This is a genomic window from Flavobacterium sp., assembly GCF_052437795.1.
GTDB lineage: Bacteria > Bacteroidota > Bacteroidia > Flavobacteriales > Flavobacteriaceae > Flavobacterium.
Genome location: NZ_JBQVPA010000001.1, coordinates 419,489 through 442,500 on the forward strand (window position 1 = coordinate 419,489; position 23,012 = coordinate 442,500).

Sequence of the window (23,012 nt, forward strand, 5' to 3'; positions counted from 1 at the left end):
TAGGCGGCTGTTAACTTTCCCTCTTCGATATCTCATCGCGGATGCTTGCTGCCTTCTCATAATCTTCGTTCTGTACGGCGTTTTCCAGCTGTTCGTGCAGTTCCTGAAGGCTGTATTGTGAATAGCCTCCTGTAGGAGCGCTTTCGGTGCCAAAGGTTTGCGGTGGTGTAAGTACGTCGTCGATCTCGTGTTCGCCGCCTTCCTGTTCTTCGGGGTTTATCTTCAGGTAGATTCCGGCTTTGTCTAAAATATTCTTATAGGTGAATATAGGGGCGTTAAAACGTAGTGCCAGTGCAATGGCATCCGATGTTCGGGCATCAATGATCTCCTCGATGCGGTCGCGTTCGCAAATAATGCTCGAAAAAAATACACCATCAACCAATTTGTGGATGATCACCTGTTTTACCACAATGTCAAAACGGTCGGCAAAGTTCTTGAACAGGTCGTGGGTAAGCGGCCTTGGCGGCTTTATTTCTTTCTCCAGGGCAATAGCGATGGACTGGGCTTCAAATGCGCCTATCACGATCGGCAATTTCCGTTCACCGTCCACTTCATTAAGTATCAGGGCATACGCGCCATTTTGTGTCTGGCTGTAGGAGATCCCTTTAATAGTAAGTTTTACTAGGCTCATATATCTCTTGCGTGTAACAAAAAAAGGCTATCCGGCAAAGATAAAACTATCACGTGCCGGATAGCCCTTTAGAGGGCACAATTTAAAATAAAATTATGAGTTTTGAGCCTTGAAAGCTTTAATTTTTTCAGTCAGTTTCGGGAGTATATCAAACGCGTCTCCCACAACTCCGTAATCCGCTACCTTAAAGAAAGGAGCATCGGCATCAGGGTTGATCACCACTTTTACCTTCGAGGAGTTGATACCCGCAATGTGCTGTATCGCACCCGAAATACCTACAGCAATGTATAGGTTAGATGCTACCGGCTTACCTGTCTGGCCAACGTGCTCGCTGTGAGGTCTCCAGCCAAGGTCAGATACCGGCTTTGAGCAGGCCGTGGCCGCACCCAGCGCTGCCGCAAGGTCTTCGATAAGGTGCCAGTTTTCAGGGCCTTTAAGTCCGCGGCCACCCGACACTACTACTTCAGCATCTGCGATGGTTACTTTTCCTGTTACTTTTTCTGACGACTCTACTTTCACTGAGAAGTCATTATCGTTAAGTGATGGGCTGAATTCTTCTGAAGCCGCAGCCCCGTTAGATTCTGTCAGGCCGTATGAGTTTTTACCGATAGCAATAACTTTTACGTCTGTGTTTATCTCGGTAAAGTTGAACGCTTTGTTAGAGAACGCATTCCTTTTCACGCGGAAAGGAGTAAGGCTTTCAGGAAGCGCTACTACGTTGGATGCATAACCGGCCTCAAGTGCTACGGCTACAAGCGGGGCAATGTAAAGGCTGTCAGTAGTAGAAGAGAACACTACTATTTTAGCGCTTTCTTTTTGGGCTGCCTGCTTAATCGCGTCTGCGTAAGCCTTTGCGTTGAATGCAGTAAGCTTATCCGATTTCACGTTAAGCACTTTGTCCACACCGTACTGTCCAAGTGCAGATGCCTCAGGGCCGTTGATGGTGATGGCGGTAACTGAAGTTCCGGTCTCGCCGGCTATTTTTTTTGCGTAGGAAGCAAGCTCAAAAGCTGTTTTCTTGAATTTGCCCTCTGCTGATTCAGCATATATTAAGATCGACATAGTCTATTGTTTATTTGTGGATTCGTTAATTCGTTTATCTGATAGTGCGGTATCCGTAGTGTTTGGTGACAAATCAACAAATCCACGAATTACCAAATTGACAGTTAAATAACTTTAGCCTCGTTATGCAACAGGTTAATAAGTTCATCAAGGTTATCAGGCCTTATCAGTTTTACGGCTGATTTAGGAGCAGGTTTCTCAAATTTCACTGCTTTTGTGGCAGGAGCAACGTCTGTTGGCTCAACTACAGCAAGGGCTTTCTGCCTCGCCATCATGATACCGCGCATATTCGGTATCCTCAGGTCTTTCTCTTCAACAAGTCCTTTTTGCCCGCCGATTACCAATGGAAGCTTAGCGCTAAGCGTTTCTTTTCCGCCATCGATCTCGCGTACCGCTTTGGCATCCGTACCTGTAACTTCAAGCTTTAGGCATGAGTTCACAAAGTCGAAACCAAGCAGGCCTGCAAGCATTCCCGGAACCATTCCGCCATTGTAGTCAAGCGATTCCTTACCAGCGATCACTAGATCATAGCCGCCTTGTTTTACCACTTCGGCAAGCTGCTTTGCAACAAAAAATCCGTCGGTTGGATTAGCGTTCACACGGATGGCCTCATCTGCACCAATAGCAAGAGCTTTCCTTAGTGTCGCTTCAGCATCCGGTCCGCCCACGTTCACCACTGTAACGTTTGCGCCCTGTTGTTCTTTAAACCATATTGCCCTTGTTAATCCGAATTCATCGTTAGGGTTTATTACAAATTGTACACCGTTGGCATCAAACTCGCTGTCGCCATTGGTGAAATTAATTTTGGAAGTAGTATCAGGTACGTGGCTGATGCAAACTAATATTTTCATATTTTAATGGTATGAAGTTGATTATTTTCTGGTTACGAAAATAATACTTTTATCGAAATAAAAAACTATGCATGCATAATAAATAGTGTTTTTCCAAAAATTACAACTTTAAAATCTGATAATCATAAAAAATAACCTGATAAGCTCTTATTATTGCGAATATTGTTCGGATTGTGATAAACCTTTGCCTTTGCCATTAATTTGGTAAAAGGCACCCGATAAATAATTTAAAATTTTTATTTTTGCCATTCATTTAATCCGAAAAACATTTACATGAGAACGATACAATTCAGGGAAGCCGTTTGCGAAGCTATGAGCGAAGAAATGCGCCGTGATGAAACCATATACCTAATGGGTGAAGAGGTAGCCGAGTATAACGGTGCCTATAAAGCTTCAAAAGGAATGCTTGATGAGTTTGGGGCAAAGAGGGTAATTGACACGCCTATTGCCGAACTTGGCTTTGCCGGCATCGCGGTAGGAAGCGCCATGAACGGGTGCAGGCCTATTGTTGAATTCATGACATTCAACTTCTCACTGGTTGGTATCGACCAGATCATTAATAACGCTGCTAAAATGCGCCAAATGTCGGCTGGCCAGTTCAGCATGCCGATGGTGTTCCGTGGGCCTACCGCTTCTGCGGGCCAGCTTGCAGCAACGCACTCCCAGGCTTTTGAGAACTGGTTTGCCAATACACCGGGGCTTAAAGTTGTAGTGCCGTCGAACGTTTATGATTGTAAAGGGCTTTTAAAGTCGGCTATCCGTGACAACGATCCGGTCATCTTCATGGAATCGGAACAGATGTATGGTGATAAAGGCGAAGTGCCCGATGGTGAGTACACTATCCCCCTTGGTGTTGCCGATATAAAGCGTGAAGGCAAGGATGTGACCATCGTATCTTTCGGAAAAATATTAAAGGAGGCGTTCATTGCTGCAGATGAGCTTGAAAAAGAAGGTATCAGCTGCGAGATCATCGACCTTAGGACCATCCGTCCTATGGACCATGACACTATCCTGAATTCGGTTAAGAAAACCAACCGCCTTGTGGTACTTGAAGAGGCGTGGCCTTTCGGAAGCGTGGCTTCTGAGATCACGTATATCGTACAGGAAAGGGCATTCGATCACCTTGATGCGCCTATCCAGCGTATCACTACTGCCGATACACCTGCGCCATACTCTCCGGCCTTGCTGAAAGAGTGGCTTCCGAACGCAACAGATGTTATAAAAGCAGTGAAAAAAGTTATGTATAAATAATCCGATAATTCGATTATATTTGAAACTTCATCATACTATTTGATGAAGTTTTTTGTTTAAGCCTATATGAAAAGAAAAATACTGTTTTTACTGGGGGCATTCCTGCTCCTTTCGACATCGCTTTTTGCGCAAACCAAGGTAGGTGGCATCGTTTTAGACGATAAGGAACAGCCACTGCCTTTTGCTAATGTCTCCTTTAAAGGTACCAGCAAGGGTACCATCACCGATGAGAACGGTAAATTTTACCTGGAGTCGCCCGATACGCAGGGGGCGCTTCTCGTTTCGTCCATGGGTTATGGGAATAAAGAGATTACTCTTGATAAGGCTGTGAACTATGATATGAGTATCGTCTTGAGCGAAGTTCAGGAGCTTAAGGAAGTAGTGCTTTATACCGGTAAAACTTCTAAAAAGAACAATCCCGCCATCGACATACTCCGCAAGATATGGGAACGCCGCAGAAAGAACGGACTTAAAATGTTCAAGCAGTATGAATACGATAAGTATGAAAAGGTGGAGTTTGATATGAACAGTATTGACAGTGCTTTCATGAAGAGCAAAATATTCCGCGGCATGGAATTTATCTTCGACCATGTAGATACCTCAAGCGTTACCGGAAAAACCTACCTGCCGATCTTCATTAACGAAGCGTTGAGCAATGTGTATGGCGATAACACCCGCAACAGGAAAAAAGAGATCGTTCGTGCTAACAAAAATTCCGGTTTTAGCAACAATCAGCAGATCATAGCTTTTGTAAAAGACTTATATGCCGACTATGACATCTACGATAACTACCTCAAATTTTTTGACAAGGATTTCGTGAGCCCGCTGTCGCGCACGGGTATTAATGTGTACAATTATGTGTTGGCCGACAGTACTTATATCGATAAGAAGTGGTGCTACAATATTGTATTTTATCCCAGGCGAAAGGGCGAGCTGACATTTAAAGGTAACTTTTGGGTGAACGATACCACTTTTGCCATCAAGAAGATAGCGATGGCGGCCAGTAAGAGCGCAAACATCAACTGGGTGAAGGATATTTATATAGAGCAGGAATTCGAGGTGCTCAATGATTCGGTTTTCCTGTTGAGCCGCGACCACATGATGAGCGACTTTGCACTTAATAAGAAAGATGAGTCAAAAGGGGTTTACGGCAAGCGTACTACCTTGTTCAGGGATTATGTTTTCGATAAAAAGAAAGAAGATAATTTTTATGCTGCTGAGGTAAATTATTATGATGACGAGATCCATCGACGATCCGACGAATATTGGGAGGAGAATCGGTTCGAGTCGCTCAATAATGATGAACGGGGTGTGTATAAAATGCTTGATACCCTTAAAACCGTCCCTAAATTTAAGCGATTGTACAGTTTAGTCGCAACCTTGGGCAGCGGTTATTACCAGATGGGCAACTTTGACTATGGACCAATTTTCTCCTCTTTTGGATATAATGATGTGGAAGGCATACGGCTACGGACCGGTGGGCGGACCTATTTTGGGCAAAATGACCCTTGGCGGATCGAAGGGTATACCGCTTATGGCTTCAAAGACAATAAATTTAAGTACGGAATATCGGGTAAGTGGATGCTTGATAAAAAGAAACGCCTGATCATATCGGCGGGCAACAGGCGCGATGTTGAACAGATAGGGGTCAGCCTTACAGCGACCAGCGATGTGCTTGGCAGGAGTTTTGCATCATCGTCGCTTTTTGCAAGTGGTGATAATAGTAAGCTAACGTCTGTCAACTTCAGTACTGTTGGTGTCGAGATAGAGCCGGTTAAAAATTTTACGCTTCGCACCAGCATTAATTATCGTACTCTGGAATCGGCATCGCCTACTTTCAGCCTGGATTATTACAAAGACCCATGGGATCCCTCAAAAGGCACTAAAGGCTTTGTTAAGCAATATGAGTATAATGCCCAGATAGATTACACACCCGGCCGCAGGACTATTGGCTATGGTGTGGAACGATCGGATGTTGACCTTAACTATGCGCGTCTGTTCCTGAACTTCTCTCAGGGAGTGAAAGGCATTTTCGATAGCGACTTCGACTACCAAAAGCTTCAGTTCTTCTACAGGCAGCCGGTATTGGTAGGTGGTTTTGGCCGATTGTTCACTACTCTTGAAGCAGGCAAGATATTTGGGGAGGTGCCGCTTGGCCTGATGGGCGTTGTACCGGGTAACCAGTCATGGTTCATAATCGAGAATACGTATAACCTGATGAACTACTACGAATTCGTAGCCGATGAATATGTCTCGCTGCATTTTGAGCACAATTTCAACGGAAGGCTGTTTTCGAGGATCCCAGGGCTACGTGACCTGAACCTGCGCGAGATCATTGGAGTAAAAGGTGTATACGGAACTGTAAGTGATGACAATGTGAGGCTGAACGCTTCGAACATCCAGTACCGTGCTCCTGAAGATGTGTATTGGGAGTATCATGCCGGTATCGGCAATATCTTTAAGGTGTTCAGGCTCGACTTTGCCTGGAGGGGAAGCTACCTGAACCTTCCTGATGCTAATAAATTTGCGATAAAAGGTTCGTTTGGCTTCTACTTTTAATTTTGTGATTATTAACAAAAAATTTGTAAATTCGTTCCGCAACCAACCTATATGATCAAGTTTATGAAGCATCTGTTCGCTGTGTTATTCGTCTTTGCGTTAATCTCCTGTAAACAAGGATCCGGTACCGACATTACAGGAAATGCTGATCCTGAACAGGCCGTTGCTGTAAATAAGAACGGAGTGCTCAGTATGGTCGATGAGGCCAGCATAGCAAGTTCCTGGGAAAGTAATATGGGTGATGGCTCCAGGCTTACTGCATTTGAAGTGGTAAAAGGGAAAACAGAAGGAGATACACAAGAGGAGTTTTACATGTTAGTTGCCCGCACCGATAAAGGAACGGCAATGGTAGCATCGCTGCTTGAGCTTAAAGAAGATAAATTTTACTTTTCATCCGGTAAGGATACCGGCTCTTATGTGTTGGTGATCTGTAAGGGCGAATGCGAGGGTGGTTGTCTTCCGGTCGCCAAAAATGCGAACGGCACTACGAGGTTAATATGTTCATCGTGTGCAGATTGTGAAAAAAATGAAATCGGCGTACGCTAATGTGACCTGGTAAAACAATTAACATTTCATTGGGCGGCGCACTGTGTTTTATGAATTACTTTCGTAATAGGATACTAAACTCAACCGCCATGAAAAAATCATTACTAAAAACTGCTGCCTGCCTTTTATTTGTTGGATCCCTAATTTCTTGTTCCAGCGAATCGGACATAGACCTTACTACAGATGCATCCGCTATAGTTCCTGAAAGAGAGAACAGGTCATCGGTATGGAATGGCATTATCGGTGAAGATGTTGGAGGAGGTGATTATGTGATAACTGCTGATAGTAATTCTCTTCTTGCCGATCTTCAGGATATCATTAATAAAGAGGCCGTGTCTTTTCCTACAACTCTGGAAACGATCAAGATCGAAGTAAGGACTGCTTTAAACGATCCCGGCCATGCATCACATATGCTGATAGCGACTGACAGGAGGGGTACCTCTATTGGCGTGATGCTTACAAGAGGTTCTACAGGTCTTCTTAAGCTTGATGAAAGTTTTGGGGTAACACCAAAAACGGTGAGCTGCAGAGGATGTGCGTCAGGCTGCAACCTTGAGTATTTATACATTGATGGTAAAAAAGTCCCTATTTGTAATGAGAATGGGTGTATCTCTGATTGTACCAAGTCAGAAACAGAACTGTGATCAATACTATACTATAATATAAGTAAGCCCTCTTTTGAGGGCTTTTTCATTTTAGCCAAAAGATGCCTGTTGTGACGTATTCAAATTTTCGGCTTAGGTTTTTTGTGTTAAGTGAAATAATATTATTAAAATTTTGACAACCCTTAAAATTCAGCATTTCCAGTCTCATTTTTATTGTCATTAAGTTTTTGTAAAGTATTGATCTTGCTGGATCTTTAGCGGATAAAACTTTGCTCGTCAACAATTTTTACAGTACTTTCGCACCCGCTAAATAAGAAAAAACAGTAAAGATATGACAGCTGCAAAATTAAAATCATTCGATGTGCTGATCGAGATCCCAAAGGGGAGCAGGAATAAATATGAATACGATTTCAAATTAAAGAAGATACGATACGACAGGATGCTTTTTTCATCGATGATGTACCCTGCCGATTACGGTTTCATTCCTGAAACGCTTGCCCTGGACGGCGACCCTCTCGATGTTCTGGTGCTGGTTCATGAAGCTACCTTTCCCGGATGTGTTGTGGAAGTAAAGCCTATCGGTGTTTTCCACATGGCTGATGAGAAAGGGCCGGATGAGAAAATAATATGCGTACCGGTATCAGACCCTATATGGAACAAGTACAATGACCTTAGCGACCTTAACCCACACCGCATAAAGGAGATCGAACACTTCTTCCAGGTATATAAAGACCTTGAAAATAAAAAGGTTGATGTAGAAGGCTGGGGAGACGTTAATGAGGCTTACGATATCATCGATGCCTGCATTGAGCGTTTCGAGGCGCTTGAAAACAAGCCTGAAGAGCTTTTCAGTATAAAATAAGGTATTCCTTTATAAATACTCCATTAAAAAGCAACATTCTTTAAAAGAGTGTTGCTTTTTTTGTTTTGCTTTTGTTACATTTACAAGATATTAACAAATTCAAAACCAAATAAACCTTTATTTTATGGAGTCAATTATGATTTACGTGCCGATCATTATGGCCGTTGTAGGGCTGCTCTTTATGGCAGTTAAAAGATCATGGGTGCTTAAACAGGATGCCGGGGACGGGAAAATGAAAGAGATCTCGGATTACATCTATGAAGGAGCCCTTGCCTTTTTGAAGGCAGAATATAAATTGCTGACCATCTTCGTTATCATAGCGAGTATCGCGCTTGCCGTTATAGCCTATATAGTGCCTACTACAGATATGCTTATCGTAGTGGCCTTTATCTTCGGGGCCATTTTCTCCGCGCTGGCAGGGAATATGGGTATGAAGATAGCTACAAAAACCAACGTTCGTACCACACAGGCCGCACGCACCAGCCTTCCGCAGGCACTAAAAGTATCTTTTGGAGGTGGAACGGTTATGGGCCTTGGCGTTGCCGGGCTTGCCGTATTGGGCCTTACAGGTTTCTTTATTTTCTTCTTCCATTATTTTATGGGTGGCGTTTGGACCAATACCATGGACATGACCATAGTGCTGGAGACACTTGCGGGATTCTCGCTGGGTGCTGAATCTATCGCATTGTTTGCCCGTGTTGGCGGGGGTATTTATACCAAGGCTGCGGACGTAGGTGCCGACCTTGTAGGTAAAGTGGAAGCGGGCATTCCTGAAGATGACCCGCGTAACCCTGCGACCATTGCTGATAACGTGGGCGATAACGTAGGCGATGTTGCCGGTATGGGTGCCGACCTTTTCGGTTCGTATGTAGCGACCGTGCTTGCCGCGATGGTATTGGGTAATTATGTGTTGAGGGATATATTAGCATCCAACCCTTCGTGGACCGATGCTTTCGGTGGCATAGGGCCGATCCTTTTACCAATGGCGATCGCCGGTTTCGGTATCCTGTTCTCCATAATAGGGACATTGCTTGTGCGCATTAAAGATAATAATGCTAAGGAAGCAGAGGTACAGGGCGCGCTTAATGTGGGTAACTGGGTATCGATCATTCTTGTGGCGATATCTTGTTTCTTCCTGGTAAAATATATGCTTCCTGAAATTATGGAAATGGAATTTTATGGTGAAGGTGTACAGAAAATAGCATCTATGAGGGTATTCTATGCAACACTTGTGGGCCTTTTTGTGGGCGGTGTTATTTCATCAGTGACAGAGTATTATACAGGCCTTGGAAAAAAACCTATACTCGCCATCGTACAAAAATCGAGTACGGGAGCAGGGACCAATATTATTGCCGGTTTGGCTACAGGTATGATCTCTACCTTTCCAACCGTATTGCTTTTCGCCGGAGCCATTTGGGCCTCATATGCCTTTGCAGGATTCTACGGTGTGGCACTGGCAGCTTCGGCAATGATGGCTACAACCGCCATGCAGCTGGCTATCGATGCTTTCGGGCCAATATCTGATAACGCAGGGGGTATTGCCGAAATGAGCGAACTCCCTAAAGAAGTGCGTACACGTACCGATATTTTGGACTCAGTAGGTAACACCACTGCTGCTACGGGTAAAGGCTTCGCCATTGCTTCTGCGGCCCTGACATCGCTGGCACTTTTTGCTGCTTATGTAACGTTTACAGGAATTGATGGTATCAACATCTTTAAGGCGCCGGTACTGGCAATGCTTTTTGTGGGTGGCATGATCCCGGTAGTGTTCTCAGCTTTGGCAATGAACTCTGTAGGCAAGGCAGCGATGGATATGGTATATGAAGTAAGGAGGCAGTTCCGTGAGATACCTGGAATCATGGAAGGTACGGGTAAGCCCGAGTATGGCAAATGCGTAGAGATCTCTACTAAAGCCGCACTTCGCGAAATGATGCTTCCGGGCATCCTTACCATAGGTTTCCCTATCGCTATAGTTCTTTTAGGAATGCTTATTTATCCTGATAACTATCAGTTGGTCGCCGAAATGCTTGGTGGCTACATGGCGGGTGTAACGGTATCGGGTGTGCTTTGGGCAGTGTTCCAGAACAATGCCGGAGGCGCATGGGACAATGCAAAGAAATCATTTGAGGCCGGTGTAATGATCAACGGCGAAATGACCTATAAAGGTTCTGACGCGCACAAGGCAGCCGTGACAGGCGATACGGTGGGTGACCCGTTCAAGGATACTTCGGGTCCGTCAATGAACATCCTTATCAAGCTTACCTGCCTTATAGGGCTGGTGATCGCGCCGATATTGGGTGGGCATGCAACAGCCGAACATTCTGCAACACCTGCCGCGCAAAATACGGAAGTGGTTGCTAATGAGCCGGCACTGGTATCGCAGACAAAAAGTGAGGAGATCTCCATTGAGCGCCAAAAAGATGAAAGCGGGAAAGTTACGGCTACGGTTGTGATCTCTACTTTGGCAGAGAATAATGAGATAAAGACAGAAGAGAAAACTTTCCAGGGCACTTCTGCCGAAGTTGACGCGCAGATCGAAGCTTTTAAAAAGGAACGAAAAGGATAACATATCCACTAATAAATGAAGATCCCACGTCAATTACGGCGTGGGATCTTTTATTTTATAAGCAGCGTTACGGGCATTGCGGCTCTTCTGACTATTTTTTTGACTTAAAACAGCCCGTTCACTTCGGCATTAATGCGGTTGATTATCTGGCCCAGGTCTTCCGGGTTATTTACAAAGTCCAGCTTATCTACATCGATGATGAGCAACTTGCCTTTGTCATATCCTTGTATCCAGGCTTCGTAACGCTCGTTAAGGCGGCTCAGGTAATCTATGGAAATGGAGTTTTCATAATCACGCCCACGGCTGTGTATTTGTTTTACAAGATTTGGTATTGAGCTGCGCAGGTAGATCAGCAGGTCGGGTGCGCCAACGAATTTCTCCATCAGCTCAAATAGTGACTTGTAATTATTAAAATCGCGATTGGTCATCAGCCCCATGGCATGGAGGTTGGGCGCAAAAATGTGCGAGTCCTCATATATGGTACGGTCCTGTATGATGTTCTTGCCGCTTTCACGGATCTGCATGATCTGGCTGAAACGGCTGTTGAGGAAGTATATTTGCAGGTTGAACGACCAGCGCTCCATCTGGTGGTAAAAATCATCAAGGTAGGGGTTATCCACCACATCTTCATAATGCGGTTCCCATTTGAAATGTTTTGCCAAAAGGCCTGTAAGCGTGGTCTTTCCGGCACCAATATTCCCGGCTACTGCTATGTGCATTATTTTAGTAAAGTTATTTTATAGTGGATAATCTCGGAATGGGTAAAAATAGACAAAATTTCCCCTGCGTAATAGAAACTGCGGAAGCTTTTTTCCACAATGGTAACTATCGTCCGTGTTCCGGTTACCGGGTCAAAGTGATACATGATGCCGTCTTTGCTGTAAATGACCGATCCGGGCGACACTATCTGCACTTGGTCAAATTCAGGCAATTTCCCTAATGAATTTACTTTCCCGAACAGGTTAACGGCATACCAGTTATTGGCATTATCCACCCAATAGAAGTAGTTATAATCATTTTGATAATAACGGATCCCGTCGTTAAAAGGCGATGCCAGCGTGCGGAAGCTCCCCTTCGCAAGGTCATACAGCCCGACCTGCTGTGTAGTGATATCATAAACCCACAGGCGGTTTTGCGATGCTAAACCGACGGCTTCAGCTATGACAGGCTGCGGTATGTCGGAAAAGTTGATTCGGGAGGTTTCGTTCATCTGGTTATCCAAAAGCACAACAGTATTGAACTTCCGGTAAAACAATACTACCTGTAAAGGGTTCTGGAGGTCGGCGCGGTAAATGTCCCCCAATGAAAGCGCCCTGAATTTTAGTACTCTTCCGTCCTTTTCCTTTCTGATCTCATTGTCAAGAACAGTGTATTGCCAACCATAGCTGTCAGCCCCGAGGTAGCGCTCCGGCCCGGCTTTGGAACTGTTGAGCAACTTTACCGGAATGACGGCATCCTGCGCCATTGCGATAGTAGCAATTAAAAGTAATAGGAAAGGGACCAGCTTTTTCATCAGGACAAAGTACGGAAAAATAACGATGCTGCCGGTGGTCGAATTTTAGGCTATGATCTAATAAGGAATCTTTGTAACAAACGCACTTTCCATTCGTCTAACATTCAAACCAAAAAATAGTATGAAACATATCGTTTATTTATTTGCCGCATTACTTATGATGCTGAGCGCGACAGCACAGGATTTTCAGGGTATAGCTACTTATGAGTCAAAGACCAGTATGGAGGACATGAAGAAATTCAGTGCCCAAAACAAAGAGATCACCCCCGAGATGCAAAAGATGATAGAAGAACGGGTTAAAAAGATGTTCGAAAAAACCTTTATATTGAAGTTTGACCGCACTGCATCTATCTATGAAGAAGATGAAAAGCTGGACAGCCCGAATGACCCTATGTCACAGGGTTTTAAAATGATGGGCTCCATGATGGGCGGCGGCGGTAAGCACTATAAAAATGTGAAGACGAAAGCGATGCTGCAGGAAAAGGACATTTTTGGGAAAGAGTTTTTGGTGAGCGACTCCCTCCCGGGTATTAAGTGGATCATGGTGAATGAATCTAAAAAGATAGGCAACTATACCTGTTACAAAGCGACTGCGGAAGTTCCGGTTGATAAATCGAACATGATGAATTACCGCCCAAAGAAAGGTGCTGAAGAAGAAATGAAGAAAAAAAGCGAGGATGAGCTAAAAAAAACCAACTTCATGGAGATGGTCGAAATGCCCGACACGAAAACCATTACCGCATGGTACACGCCTGAAATACCGGTAAGCCAGGGGCCGGGCAACTACTGGGGACTGCCCGGGTTGATACTGGAAGTGGCCGATGACAAGACCGTACTGCTTTGCTCTAAGGTAGTGCTTAACCCCAAAGAAAAAGCGGAGATAAAAGCGCCTAAGAAAGGGGAAAAGGTTACGCAGGCCGAGTTTACAGATATCATGACCAAAAAGATCCAGGAGTTGCAGGAAATGGGCGGTGGGCCTGGGGGAGGCAGAAGGATGCGTTTTGGCGGATAAGCGGTGCTTTTTGCAGATCTTTCTTTCATGATCATACTAAAACCGGTGAATTTGTTGTTTTCTTAGCTACAACCTAAACCAACCATCATGAAAAAATTACTGCTCTGCTGTGCTGTTCTGGCTACAGCTGCTTTATCTGCACAGGATCTTAAAGGCATTGCCGAGTACAAAATGCTTTTTACTTTCAAAAATATGTCATTTACGGTTACTTCATCAGGCGGCAATAGCCCTGCCGATGAGGCAAAGCTGAAAGAAATATTCGAAAAGCCTATTGAGGACCAGTACCGCCTGTACTTTACCAAAACAGAATCGGTATACGAAGAACTGCCCAAGCTTAACGATCCACACGGCGGCGATTTTTCAGCATCCGGCAGCTTTGCGATGGGAAAGAAATACAGGAATATTAAGGAGGATCTCAGTATTAGTGAGAATGATATGTATGGCAAAGAGTTCCTGGTAACCGATACGCTTACCAAATATGACTGGAAGCTGGAGAATGAAACCAAAAAAATAGGTAATTATACCTGCTATAAAGCAACCCATACTATAAAAGCCGTTCCGCTTACCGAAGAAGAGAAGAAGCGCAGGGAGGAGAAGAAGGTAAATATTTTAGGAGATGCTGAGCCAAAGGACCTTGTAATAACCGCATGGTACGCCCCGGAGATCCCTGTAAGCCATGGCCCCGGGAACTATTGGGGGCTGCCCGGGCTGATACTGGAGGTAAGCGACAATAACAGGCAGATATTGTGCACGAAAGTAATATTGAACCCAAAGGAAAAATTTGAAGTAAAGGCACCAAAAAAAGGGCAGAAGGTAACACAAAAGGAGTTTACTGAAATAATGAATAAAAAGGGTGAGGAGATGAGGGATATGCATTCGCCTGCCCCCGGAAGCAAGACAACGACTATAACCTTTGGCAACTAAATTCAGCTATCGTGAAAAAGTATTTGTATTTTCTGACAATGACAGTTGGACTTACTGCCGTAGCACAGGAATTTAAGGGGGTTGCTGTTTATGGATCGGTATCCACACATAAGAATGCGGCAGCAAGGGTATCGGAAAAATTTGATCCCGCAATGCAGGAGCGAATGAAAGAAGCGCTTTCAAAACCGGTGGAAAGGCAATATACCCTTTACTTTGACAAGACAATTTCGGTGTTCGAAGAAGATCAAAAGCTCAGTATGGATTCCCCAAATAGAAGGGTGTCAGCAGGAATAGTGTCGGGGAAAACGTATCATGATCTTAAAAACAATTTTGAGATCGAGGAAAGAGAAATTTTCGGCAAGGAATTTTTGGTGACAGATACACTTCAAAAGCGGGAATGGAAGCTGGAAAATGAAACCAAAAAGATAGGCAGTTATACCTGCTACAAAGCAACCTACACGATAAAGCGGCTTCCCTCCAAAACAGAAGGCGTGCAGGATAAGGCAATAAACCTCACAGGATCCCCTGAAGAAATGATAGTGACGGCGTGGTATGCCCCAGAAATACCAGTGAACCATGGTCCTGGCGGTTACTGGGGGCTTCCGGGACTGATATTGAGCGTTAGCAATGACAACATTACACTGTTGTGTTCCAAGCTGACCCTCAATCCGAAGGAAGTGGTAGAACTCAAAATGCCGAACAAAGGGGAAAAGATAACTGAAAAGGAGTTCAGAGTGATAATGGCTAAGAAACTTGAGGAGATGAAAGAAATGCGAAGTCCAGATCGCAGGCATTAACACTTATTAAATAGCAAAAAAGATTAAACTGATATATGGCCTGCACGGTCCAGGCAAAGTATTAATGACAATACTAATATAATAACTAAACTATTTTATTAGTTTTTAAACTATAAAAATAGTTTTATAACTAAAAATTTAGTTTATTTGTTCTGAACTGAAAAACAAACAGTATGAAAAAGTATTTTTATTGCATTTTGGCATTGATGCCGATAACATCATTTGCACAGAACTTCCAAGGGATAGCGGTTTATGAATCTAAAACAAGCTTCAACTTTGACGATGCGGAAACAGAGACGGAAGGGGATGCGCTCCCGCCGGAAATTAATGCCCAGATACAGGAGCAACTGAAAAAGGCATTCGAAAAAACATATATCCTGAAATTTGACAAATCAACCTCTGTATATAAAGAAGAGGAAAAACTGAATAAGCCTTCAGGAGACGGAACCGTTATGGTATCGGTCAGCTTTAATGGCGGAGGCACATTGTTCAAAAACCTGAAAGACCAAACTTCGCTTACCGAAACGGAAATATTCGGCAAGGAATTTTTGGTTACCAATAAACTTGATAAGCTGGAATGGAAAATGACCGGTGACACCAAGAAAATAGGGAACTATACCTGCTTTAAAGCCACTGCTGTCGTTAAGGCTAAACAAAACGATGAAGGCGACAAGGCTATCACCCTGACATCGGCCCCGCCAAGAGATATGACGATAACAGCATGGTACACACCGGATATCCCCATAGGTAACGGCCCTGGTGATTACTGGGGACTTCCTGGCCTCATACTTGAGGTGAACGACGGCCAAACTACATTGTTATGTTCAAAAATAACATTGAACCCGAAAGAGAAATTTGAAATTAAAGCGCCGAAGAAGGGAAGTAAAGTAACGCGGGAAGAGTTTGATAAGATAATGGAGGAAAAATCTAACGAAATGATGGAGATGAATGATGTAGGTCCCGACAGGCCCGGAACAACTACGACTACGCGTACCATTCGTATTGGCGGCTAATGATCTCACGACCAATAAACCAACAAACACACAATGAAAAAATTATTACTTGCCTTAGTTTTATTGCTATCTGCCATTTCATATTCCCAAAATATCCGCTATGAAGGTGTGCTGCGTGACTCGCTTGGCGCACCGCTCGAAATGGGGAATGTCATGGCTGTTAATAAAGCTACCAATGCCATGGATTCCTATGCCATTACCAATGATAAAGGTAAGTTCCAGCTGGTACTCAGCGCCAACACCCAGTATATCATAAAGGCAAGCTACATCGGCTTTGCGCCTTATGAGGAAACCATTACAACTGGAACGGAGAATACAGTAAAGCTCATTACCATGAAAGCCGGTATCGAATTGGATGCCGTGGAAATCGTACACGAAATGCCGGTCACTATTAAAGGAGATACCATTGTATATAATTCCGATTCATTTACCAACGGGAGCGAGCGTAAATTGGAAGATGTGCTCAAAAAGCTCCCAGGAATAGAGGTGGATGCCGACGGGAATGTGAAGGTGGAGGGCAAGAGCGTCTCCAAGCTGATGGTGGAAGGCAAAGATTTTTTTGACGGCGACACCAAGCTGGGCGTAAAGAATATTCCTGCCGATGCCGTGAGCAAGGTGGAGGTGCTTCGTAATTATAATGAGGTAAGCCAGCTGCGCGGTGTGCAGAACAATGAGGACAACGTAGCCATGAACATCAAGCTGAAGGACGGCAAAAAGAATTTCTGGTTTGGCGACATGGCAGCCGGGGCAAGCATTGGCGAAGGCGAACGCTACATCCTCAATCCAAAGATATTTTATTATAACCCGAAGTACAGCCTTAACTTTATTAGTAACTTTAACAATACGGGCGAGCTACCGCTAACGATGTCAGACTATTTTAAGTTTACCGGCGGCTTCCGTAACCTCATGCGAAAGAGTGGTACCTCCTTTAATATAGGTTCTAATGACCTGGGGCTTTCGCTAATGCGGAATAACAGGGCAAAGGAGATCGAGACCAAATTTGGGGCGGGCAACTTTAGCTACAATGTTACTGACAAATGGAACCTTAGCGGATTTGCCATCATTAACTCCAATCGTACCGAGATGGAAACGGTAAGCCGAAGCGTACTTCTCGACCCATTAACAGGCGAACCCGAAACGACGCAGGATACGGAGTCGGCTTCACAGCAAAAAAGCGAGTTTGCGGTATTCAAGCTGAGTTCCAGCTACAAGCCGAATGCCAACCTGCACTTTGACTACGATGCCTTTATGAAGACATCAAATCAACAGGAGGATAACACATTGCTGTCGCAGGTGTTTCCCGAAACATCGCAAAGCCAGGATATTTATACAGGCAAGAGGCAAAAGCCTTTATCATTCAATCAAAACCTGAACTTATATTACACGCTGAACGATAAGAACATTTTTGCTTTTGAGGCACAGCACCTGTACCAGGATGAAGACCCGCTGTACAATGCCAACCTGGCTAATAATCCATTCCCGTCTGTTCCCGGTTCTGACCCTGATCTTTCATTGGGACTCATGCCGGCCGCACGGTTCGATATTTCGCAGGAGCGCTTCATTAGAACTAATAAGGCAGATGCCAAGCTCGACTACTATTATATGGTAACGCCAAAGAGCAACATCAACCTGACGCTTGGTAACACCTACTCTTTCCAGAACTTTAACTCGGCACTTTTCCAAACAATGGACGACGGAACGGTGAATGACCTGAACGATAGCACTAAGAACGATGTGGATTATGTGTTTAACGACCTGTTCCTCGGCGTGCACTATCGCTGGCTTACGGGAAGCTTTGAATTCAATCCTGGCTTTACCGTACATAAGTATAATGTATGGAACGAACAGTTGGGGTCAAAAGTTGATAATAACTTTATGAGGGTATTGCCCGATGTTTTTGCCCAATACAATATCCGCAAGTCGGAGAGGCTTATCTACAACTATAGTATGACGACGAATTTTACCGATGTGGCCGATTTTGCCCGCGGCCTTGTGATGACAAGCTACAAATCGCTTTTTCAGGGGAACAGGAACCTGGATAACGGTATTTACCAAAACCACTCATTAATGTATTCCAAATACAACATGTTCAACTTTACCCAGATATTTGGAGCGATAAATTATACACATATGGCCGAGGCTATGAAAAGCCTTTCGGCATTTAGCGGCATCAATCAGGTAGGCACGCTGGAAAATTCTCCATATGCCGACGAAATGCTTAGTGCTAATGTTGGGTACAATAGAAGTTTTGCGCGGTATTACAAAGCGGGCGCCAACGTTTCGATAAACTGGAGCAAGTTCAATAACTTCCGTTTCGACCCTGAATTTGCCGGTGGTGAAGCGACTATTAACAACTCCATCCGACAGGTGAACGAACAGTTGTCGCAAAGTTATACCGGAACATTTGGTACAAATTACAAGACCATACCTAATGTTGAGCTGGGATATACTTTTACTGTTAACGATTACGGTACGAATAATTACTACAACCATAAGCCGTTTGCCAGTATGAACTATTATTTTTGGGATTCATTCACTATCAGGGCAGAATACGAATACAACCATTATTATAATAGTGATAAGACCAGTGACAACGAGTACGACTTCCTGAGTGCCGATATCATGTATCGCAAAAAGAACAGCCATTGGGAATTTAAAGTAGGAGGGACTAACCTGCTCAACACCACATCCCTGAATGATGACAGCTTCAACCAGTTCTCGACCTATACATCACGATACAGGGTGCAGCCAAGGTATTTGCTGTTAACGGTAAGATATGATCTGTAATGTTCCGGTATGAAAATAGCTGAATTTATGTTATAGCTAAATTTTATAAATCGACACCATATCCATAGGTAATGACTATATTTGTTGCAGTTAATTTAAAATCAATAAAATGGCAACAGATTTCCAGGTTAAAAAAGAAAAATTCAGTTCCCTTGCATGCCAGATACGGGAAGATAACAAGGATTTCTTTAGAGGTAAAACGCTTTCCAAAGTTTACATTATCGGCAAGTCGGCCGATGATAAGCCTGCTCTTTTGTATCCTAAAAATGTGCCTGAAGACATTAAGGAAAAACTGAACGGCGCGTTCACATCAGTTTTTGGTTAAGATATATACAGTGTATATATTAGGGTTGTAGCGATACAGCCCTTTTTTATTTAATTTTCGCAGAGCAAATGGCTGGGCATTTTTGCCGTCAGTTTTCCTGCTCTCGCCTCTATCCCTCCGTTCCAATGCGGGGATACGGGCTCCGTCAGGGCTAATGTCCGGATTTTCAATTGCTTGCGATGTAGCGATGCAATGTTTGCATACTTGCCTATGGCTTGCAAAAGAACGTTAGGTACCTATTATATATAAATGAGTGCTTTTTTTGCTGCCGCAAGATCCTTTGTACCCTTTTGAAAACCTTTGTACCGGTCGTGGTAAATCCATCAAAAAAACTTTTCTTTGCAAGTTATGTCTTATCAGTAAGTTAAGTAAAAGTTAATTAAAAAAGTAAAAAAAGGTTGTTCAAAAGTTTGGAAAAGCGGAAAAGGTTAGTACTTTTGCACCCGCATTCAAGGCAAAGTTCATAGACAGACTGATACGCAGCAAATACCTATAAACAGGGGCTTTCTTCTATCAGGGGAGGGTTAATTGTTAAAAAGGGGGAGGCTTAAAAAAAAGTAAAAAAAGATTTGGATTGTAAAGGGAAAAGAAATTATCTTTGCCCTCCCTAACCGAGAGGAAAGGGAAGCGAAACAAGTTCTGGAAATACTGATTGATAAGCCGGAGAAAATAAATTAAAAAAAGTTTTCAAAATGCTTGCGGGTTTGAAAAGAAGTTGTACTTTTGCACCCGCTAACACAGAGAGCCGCTACGGCGATCGGAGTTAGCGAAATATAAAAGATTGACACGTTCATAGACATATTGGATTGACAGCATAAGAGAGAGTAAGAGACTCTTAGCGAATTATTGAAAGACCTGAATAAAGATCGTAAAATATTAAAAACATACGATGAAGAGTTTGATCCTGGCTCAGGATGAACGCTAGCGGCAGGCCTAACACATGCAAGTCGAGGGGTATAGGCTTTCGGGCCTAGAGACCGGCGCACGGGTGCGTAACGCGTATGCAATCTGCCTTACACTAAGGGATAGCCCAGAGAAATTTGGATTAATACCTTATAGTATATAGGAGGGACATCCCTTCTTTATTAAAGATTTATCGGTGTAAGATGAGCATGCGTCCCATTAGCTAGTTGGTATGGTAACGGCATACCAAGGCTATGATGGGTAGGGGTCCTGAGAGGGAGATCCCCCACACTGGTACTGAGACACGGACCAGACTCCTACGGGAGGCAGCAGTGAGGAATATTGGTCAATGGGCGCAAGCCTGAACCAGCCATGCCGCGTGCAGGATGAAGCATCTATGGTGTGTAAACTGCTTTTGTACGGGAAGAAACACCTCTACGTGTAGAGGCTTGACGGTACCGTAAGAATAAGGATCGGCTAACTCCGTGCCAGCAGCCGCGGTAATACGGAGGATCCAAGCGTTATCCGGAATCATTGGGTTTAAAGGGTCCGTAGGCGGTTTTATAAGTCAGTGGTGAAATCCGGCAGCTCAACTGTCGAACTGCCATTGATACTGTAGAACTTGAATTATTGTGAAGTAACTAGAATATGTAGTGTAGCGGTGAAATGCTTAGATATTACATGGAATACCCATTGCGAAGGCAGGTTACTAACAATGGATTGACGCTGATGGACGAAAGCGTGGGGAGCGAACAGGATTAGATACCCTGGTAGTCCACGCCGTAAACGATGGATACTAGCTGTTCGGACGCAAGTTTGAGTGGCTAAGCGAAAGTGATAAGTATCCCACCTGGGGAGTACGGGCGCAAGCCTGAAACTCAAAGGAATTGACGGGGGCCCGCACAAGCGGTGGAGCATGTGGTTTAATTCGATGATACGCGAGGAACCTTACCAGGGCTTAAATGTAGGTTGACAGGCTTGGAAACAGGTTTTTCTTCGGACAACTTACAAGGTGCTGCATGGTTGTCGTCAGCTCGTGCCGTGAGGTGTCAGGTTAAGTCCTATAACGAGCGCAACCCCTGTCGTTAGTTGCCAGCGAGTCATGTCGGGAACTCTAACGAGACTGCCGGTGCAAACCGTGAGGAAGGTGGGGATGACGTCAAATCATCACGGCCCTTACGTCCTGGGCTACACACGTGCTACAATGGCCGGTACAGAGAGCAGCCACCTCGCGAGGGGGAGCGAATCTATAAAGCCGGTCACAGTTCGGATCGGAGTCTGCAACCCGACTCCGTGAAGCTGGAATCGCTAGTAATCGGATATCAGCCATGATCCGGTGAATACGTTCCCGGGCCTTGTACACACCGCCCGTCAAGCCATGGAAGCTGGGGGTACCTGAAGTCGGTGACCGCAAGGAGCTGCCTAGGGTAAAACTGGTAACTGGGGCTAAGTCGTAACAAGGTAGCCGTACCGGAAGGTGCGGCTGGAACACCTCCTTTCTAGAGACACGGTCTCAGGTCTTATATAGTAGGTAAGAAACACTTACTCTCGCTGTTAGTTCAAAATAATACAAGAAGAAGAGAGCTGAAAAAGTTTATTTTGAATGGTGAATTATAAATTTTGAATGTCTGCGCGCTTAACAGCGTCGATTGAAACAATTTAGAATATAAAATTCAACATTTAAAATAATAAAAATAGTCTCGTAGCTCAGCTGGTTAGAGTACTACACTGATAATGTAGGGGTCGGCAGTTCGAGTCTGCCCGGGACTACTAATTTAAGTTTACGGTCAATAGTTTACAGTTGACGGTAAAAAAGCACTTAGATATCTTGTTTAAAAGGAAATTTTAGAAGTTGAGTTGCACTTTTAGTGACGAACCGCATAGGACTGTTAACTGAAAACTGTTAGCTGTCAACTATAAAACGGGGGATTAGCTCAGCTGGCTAGAGCGCCTGCCTTGCACGCAGGAGGTCATCGGTTCGACTCCGATATTCTCCACGAATCTGTTGATTCGTTTGTTTGTTGATTTGGTGATTTGTTTTTAAACGAATACCCGAAAAGACGAATAACCGTATCCACACAGATAAAAGTTCATTGACATATTGAGATAAAATTCAAAAAGTAGAAAAATATAGAAAGCACAAGTAGTCTATAAAGTTTGAAAGTTGAAAGTTGTAAAGCCGCAGGGTTTTATGACCTTAGGCCTTTGACTTTAAGACTGAAAAAGTACAATAAGCAAAATAAGGGCGTATGGGGGATGCCTGTGGCTCTCAGAGGCGAAGAAGGACGTGATAAGCTGCGAAAAGCTACGGGGATCGGCACACACGAATTGATCCGTAGATATCCGAATGGGGCAACCCACTACATTGAAGATGTAGTACTCCGATAGGAGGGCAAACCCGCTGAACTGAAACATCTAAGTAGGCGGAGGAGAAGAAAACAAAAGTGATTCCGTAAGTAGTGGCGAGCGAACGCGGATTAGCCCAAACCGTTGTTGTTACGGCAATGACGGGGTTGTAGGACCACGATATTTCATGCAGGAAGAACTGGAACCATCTGGAAAGTTGGGCGATACAGGGTGATAGCCCCGTACAGGTAATGAATGTAATGGATAGTGGTATCCTGAGTAGGGCGGGGCACGTGAAACCCTGTCTGAATCTGGCGGGACCATCCGCTAAGGCTAAATACTCCTGAGAGACCGATAGTGAACCAGTACCGTGAGGGAAAGGTGAAAAGAACCGTGAATAACGGAGTGAAATAGATCCTGAAACCATACGCCTACAAGCGGTCGGAGCAGACTTGTTCT

General features: G+C 44.3%; 17 protein-coding genes, 2 tRNA genes and 2 rRNA genes (1 of these 21 cut by a window edge). 16 read left to right on the forward strand and 5 right to left on the reverse strand.

What is annotated here, in order from left to right; genetic code table 11:
• Positions 1-10: 10 nt before the first annotated feature.
• The 3 genes from ACT6R0_RS01995 to ACT6R0_RS02005 form a co-directional block, all read right to left on the reverse strand.
• Positions 11-631, reverse strand: coding sequence for a bifunctional nuclease domain-containing protein (locus tag ACT6R0_RS01995; RefSeq protein WP_444650820.1), 621 nt, complete (start codon positions 629-631; stop codon positions 11-13).
• 93 nt (positions 632-724) lie between these two features.
• Positions 725-1,693, reverse strand: coding sequence for an electron transfer flavoprotein subunit alpha/FixB family protein (locus tag ACT6R0_RS02000; RefSeq protein WP_444650821.1), 969 nt, complete (start codon positions 1,691-1,693; stop codon positions 725-727).
• 104 nt (positions 1,694-1,797) lie between these two features.
• Positions 1,798-2,544, reverse strand: a complete 747-nt coding sequence (locus tag ACT6R0_RS02005; RefSeq protein ID WP_444650822.1) for an electron transfer flavoprotein subunit beta/FixA family protein — start codon at positions 2,542-2,544, stop codon at positions 1,798-1,800.
• Between the two features lie 267 nt (positions 2,545-2,811).
• On the opposite strand from ACT6R0_RS02005, the gene ACT6R0_RS02010 reads away from it, so the two are divergent.
• The 6 genes from ACT6R0_RS02010 (at position 2,812) to ACT6R0_RS02035 (ending at position 10,933) form a co-directional block, all read left to right on the forward strand.
• A complete protein-coding gene (locus tag ACT6R0_RS02010) occupies positions 2,812-3,795 on the forward strand; it encodes a pyruvate dehydrogenase complex E1 component subunit beta (RefSeq protein ID WP_444652308.1) in 984 nt (327 codons plus the stop codon).
• 66 nt (positions 3,796-3,861) lie between these two features.
• Positions 3,862-6,354 (forward strand): DUF5686 family protein, encoded by a 2,493-nt coding sequence (locus tag ACT6R0_RS02015; protein WP_444650824.1) that lies wholly within the window; start codon positions 3,862-3,864, stop codon positions 6,352-6,354.
• 63 nt (positions 6,355-6,417) lie between these two features.
• Positions 6,418-6,900: a hypothetical protein gene (locus ACT6R0_RS02020; RefSeq protein ID WP_444650826.1), complete on the forward strand. Its 483-nt coding sequence runs from the start codon at positions 6,418-6,420 to the stop codon at positions 6,898-6,900.
• Between the two features lie 89 nt (positions 6,901-6,989).
• Positions 6,990-7,544 carry a hypothetical protein gene (locus tag ACT6R0_RS02025; protein WP_444650827.1) on the forward strand — a complete coding sequence of 185 codons (555 nt, stop codon included), beginning with the start codon at positions 6,990-6,992 and terminating at the stop codon, positions 7,542-7,544.
• 292 nt (positions 7,545-7,836) lie between these two features.
• A complete protein-coding gene (locus tag ACT6R0_RS02030) occupies positions 7,837-8,367 on the forward strand; it encodes an inorganic diphosphatase (protein ID WP_444650829.1) in 531 nt (176 codons plus the stop codon).
• A gap of 124 nt (positions 8,368-8,491) precedes the next feature.
• Entirely contained in the window at positions 8,492-10,933 is a 2,442-nt protein-coding gene (locus tag ACT6R0_RS02035) for a sodium-translocating pyrophosphatase (RefSeq protein WP_444650831.1), read from the forward strand.
• 104 nt (positions 10,934-11,037) lie between these two features.
• Here ACT6R0_RS02035 and ACT6R0_RS02040 read toward each other — a convergent pair whose 3' ends face one another.
• Positions 11,038-11,652 (reverse strand): deoxynucleoside kinase, encoded by a 615-nt coding sequence (locus ACT6R0_RS02040; RefSeq protein WP_444650833.1) that lies wholly within the window; start codon positions 11,650-11,652, stop codon positions 11,038-11,040.
• On the reverse strand, positions 11,652-12,446 hold the full coding sequence (locus ACT6R0_RS02045) for a hypothetical protein (RefSeq protein WP_444650835.1): 795 nt from the start codon (positions 12,444-12,446) through the stop codon (positions 11,652-11,654). Before ACT6R0_RS02045 ends, ACT6R0_RS02040 begins: the two co-directional genes overlap by 1 nt.
• Positions 12,447-12,567: 121 nt before the next feature.
• Here ACT6R0_RS02045 and ACT6R0_RS02050 point away from each other — a divergent pair, with 121 nt between their 5' ends.
• The 10 genes from ACT6R0_RS02050 to ACT6R0_RS02095 all read left to right on the forward strand — a co-directional run.
• Positions 12,568-13,458 (forward strand): GLPGLI family protein, encoded by an 891-nt coding sequence (locus ACT6R0_RS02050; protein WP_444650837.1) that lies wholly within the window; start codon positions 12,568-12,570, stop codon positions 13,456-13,458.
• 87 nt (positions 13,459-13,545) lie between these two features.
• Positions 13,546-14,382 carry a GLPGLI family protein gene (locus ACT6R0_RS02055; RefSeq protein ID WP_444650839.1) on the forward strand — a complete coding sequence of 279 codons (837 nt, stop codon included), beginning with the start codon at positions 13,546-13,548 and terminating at the stop codon, positions 14,380-14,382.
• 11 nt (positions 14,383-14,393) lie between these two features.
• On the forward strand, positions 14,394-15,179 hold the full coding sequence (locus ACT6R0_RS02060; RefSeq protein WP_444650841.1) for a GLPGLI family protein: 786 nt from the start codon (positions 14,394-14,396) through the stop codon (positions 15,177-15,179).
• A gap of 173 nt (positions 15,180-15,352) precedes the next feature.
• The gene (locus tag ACT6R0_RS02065; RefSeq protein ID WP_444650843.1) at positions 15,353-16,192 is read left to right on the forward strand and encodes a GLPGLI family protein; all 840 of its coding nucleotides are present in this window, start codon (positions 15,353-15,355) and stop codon (positions 16,190-16,192) included.
• A gap of 33 nt (positions 16,193-16,225) precedes the next feature.
• Positions 16,226-18,979 (forward strand): carboxypeptidase-like regulatory domain-containing protein, encoded by a 2,754-nt coding sequence (locus ACT6R0_RS02070; protein WP_444650845.1) that lies wholly within the window; start codon positions 16,226-16,228, stop codon positions 18,977-18,979.
• Between the two features lie 109 nt (positions 18,980-19,088).
• The gene (locus tag ACT6R0_RS02075; RefSeq protein ID WP_444650846.1) at positions 19,089-19,304 is read left to right on the forward strand and encodes a hypothetical protein; all 216 of its coding nucleotides are present in this window, start codon (positions 19,089-19,091) and stop codon (positions 19,302-19,304) included.
• 886 nt (positions 19,305-20,190) lie between these two features.
• Positions 20,191-21,706 (forward strand): 16S ribosomal RNA (locus ACT6R0_RS02080).
• Positions 21,707-21,903: 197 nt separating this feature from the next.
• Positions 21,904-21,977 (forward strand) — tRNA-Ile (locus ACT6R0_RS02085).
• A 153-nt stretch (positions 21,978-22,130) separates the two neighbouring features.
• Positions 22,131-22,204, forward strand: a tRNA-Ala gene (locus ACT6R0_RS02090).
• Between the two features lie 231 nt (positions 22,205-22,435).
• A 23S ribosomal RNA gene (locus tag ACT6R0_RS02095) occupies positions 22,436-23,012 on the forward strand; it runs 2,302 nt beyond the window's last position.
• The 16S and 23S rRNA genes sit together here with 2 tRNA genes alongside, the layout of an rRNA operon.

Excerpts from the sequence above, each read along its gene's own strand:
- ACT6R0_RS02025 (WP_444650827.1), top strand. The coding sequence starts at position 6,990 with ATGAAAAAATCATTACTAAAAACTGCTGCCTGCCTTTTATTTGTTGGA.
- ACT6R0_RS02050 (WP_444650837.1), top strand. The coding sequence starts at position 12,568 with ATGAAACATATCGTTTATTTATTTGCCGCATTACTTATGATGCTGAGC.
- ACT6R0_RS02075 (WP_444650846.1), top strand. The coding sequence starts at position 19,089 with ATGGCAACAGATTTCCAGGTTAAAAAAGAAAAATTCAGTTCCCTTGCA.
- ACT6R0_RS01995 (WP_444650820.1), bottom strand. The coding sequence starts at position 631 with ATGAGCCTAGTAAAACTTACTATTAAAGGGATCTCCTACAGCCAGACA.
- ACT6R0_RS02065 (WP_444650843.1), top strand. The coding sequence starts at position 15,353 with ATGAAAAAGTATTTTTATTGCATTTTGGCATTGATGCCGATAACATCA.
- ACT6R0_RS02035 (WP_444650831.1), top strand. The coding sequence starts at position 8,492 with ATGGAGTCAATTATGATTTACGTGCCGATCATTATGGCCGTTGTAGGG.
- ACT6R0_RS02055 (WP_444650839.1), top strand. The coding sequence starts at position 13,546 with ATGAAAAAATTACTGCTCTGCTGTGCTGTTCTGGCTACAGCTGCTTTA.
- ACT6R0_RS02000 (WP_444650821.1), bottom strand. The coding sequence starts at position 1,693 with ATGTCGATCTTAATATATGCTGAATCAGCAGAGGGCAAATTCAAGAAA.
- ACT6R0_RS02015 (WP_444650824.1), top strand. The coding sequence starts at position 3,862 with ATGAAAAGAAAAATACTGTTTTTACTGGGGGCATTCCTGCTCCTTTCG.
- ACT6R0_RS02045 (WP_444650835.1), bottom strand. The coding sequence starts at position 12,446 with ATGAAAAAGCTGGTCCCTTTCCTATTACTTTTAATTGCTACTATCGCA.
- ACT6R0_RS02030 (WP_444650829.1), top strand. The coding sequence starts at position 7,837 with ATGACAGCTGCAAAATTAAAATCATTCGATGTGCTGATCGAGATCCCA.
- ACT6R0_RS02070 (WP_444650845.1), top strand. The coding sequence starts at position 16,226 with ATGAAAAAATTATTACTTGCCTTAGTTTTATTGCTATCTGCCATTTCA.
- ACT6R0_RS02020 (WP_444650826.1), top strand. The coding sequence starts at position 6,418 with ATGAAGCATCTGTTCGCTGTGTTATTCGTCTTTGCGTTAATCTCCTGT.
- ACT6R0_RS02040 (WP_444650833.1), bottom strand. The coding sequence starts at position 11,652 with ATGCACATAGCAGTAGCCGGGAATATTGGTGCCGGAAAGACCACGCTT.
- ACT6R0_RS02005 (WP_444650822.1), bottom strand. The coding sequence starts at position 2,544 with ATGAAAATATTAGTTTGCATCAGCCACGTACCTGATACTACTTCCAAA.